Source organism: Brevundimonas sp. (assembly GCF_041688735.1).
Classification (GTDB): Bacteria; Pseudomonadota; Alphaproteobacteria; order Caulobacterales; family Caulobacteraceae; genus Brevundimonas.
Genome location: NZ_JBDNHO010000103.1, coordinates 1 through 1,574 on the forward strand (window position 1 = coordinate 1; position 1,574 = coordinate 1,574).

A 1,574-nucleotide genomic window follows, 5' to 3' on the forward strand; every position below is an offset into this window, starting at 1 on the left:
GAAGCTGATACCAGCACCTACTGGGGGCCTGAGGTGTGGGACGCGAAGCATGTTTCTTCCTTTGACAGCATGGTCACGCGTGACAAGCGCTGGCGCGGTCAAAACGGCGACGCTGACTATGACCTCGAGAATCCCCTGGCGGCGTCGCACCAGTCCCTGATCTACGTGAACCCCGAAGGGCCCTACGCGAACGGCGACCCGATGGGATCGGCACGCGACATTCGTGTCACCTTCAGCCGCATGGCCATGAATGATGAGGAAACAGTCGCGCTGATTGCAGGCGGCCATGCCTTTGGCAAGAGTCACGGGATGGTTCCCGCCAAGGAGGTCGGACCTCCGCCGGAGATCGCTCCTATCGAGGCGATGGGTCTTGGCTGGCATAACCCGCAAGGCACCGGGAATGCCGAACACACGATGACCAACGGCATCGAGGGCAGCTGGACTCCCAATCCGACCCAATGGGACAACAGCTATCTGGAGAACCTCTTCAAGTTCGAGTGGGAGCAGACGAAGAGCCCTGCTGGCGCGCTGCAATGGACGCCAATCGACCTGGGTGCGCCCAAGACCCCGGACGCACATATCCCTGGGCAGATGAATACGCTGATGATGATGACCAGCGACATCGCCCTGAAGGTCGACCCTGACTACCGCGCAGTCTGCGATAAGTTCCTCAACGATTTTGATGCTTTCACGCAGGCATTTTCCAAGGCCTGGTACAAGCTGACCCACCGCGATATGGGCCCTCGCGAGCGCTATCTTGGCCCGGAAAAGCGGAACGATAACGACCTGCTGTGGCAGGACCCGATTCCGCTCCGCGAACACGACACGATCAGCGAGGAGGACGTCAATGAACTCACGAAGTTGATCATGGCGAAGGGCGTTCCGGTATCTGATTTGGCCTTTACTGCCTTTTCGGCGGCTGCCACCTACCGCAAAAGTGACAAGCGCGGTGGCGCCAATGGGGCTCGCCTGGCGCTCGCGCCGCAGAAGGATTGGGCGGTCAACCGGCGAGCTGTCCCCGTGATTGCGGCGCTGCGCGACGTCATGGAGGAATTCAACGGCAAGCAGGTCGGTAACACAAGGGTATCGCTCGCCGACCTCATTGTGCTCGGTGGTTGCACGGCGATCGACAAGGCGGCGTCGGATTCAGGTATGCAGGTCTCGGTCCCATTCACGCCGGGTCGGCGGGACACGACACAGGAATTGACGGACATTGAGATGTCCGAATGGTTGAAGCCAGTGGCCGACGGGTTCCGCAATTACATCGACGACCAGTTCGAGCAAATCGCCCCGGACGTCGCCCCCGAAGAAATGTTCCTCGACAAGGCGCAACTGCTGGCACTCACCGTACCCGAATGGGTCGCGCTGGTCGGCGGTCTGAGGGGCTTGGGCGCGAACTACGATGGCTCGGCTAACGGCGTTTTTACCGATCGGGTCGGCGTGCTCTCCAACGACTTCTTTACCGTGCTGACGAGCATGGACTATGAATGGAAAAAGGCGGACGAAAAAGGCATGAACTTTTCGCTTGACGACCGTACAACCGGCGAACAGCGGTTCAAGGCGAAGCGAAGCGA

Annotated in this window: 1 protein-coding gene; it reads left to right on the forward strand. The window is 59.9% G+C overall.

Annotated features, from left to right (window positions below; all coding sequences use genetic code 11):
* Nucleotides 1–1,574: peroxidase family protein (locus ACESMO_RS10940; RefSeq protein WP_372708174.1), on the forward strand; the 1,574-nt coding region annotated here is incomplete at both ends.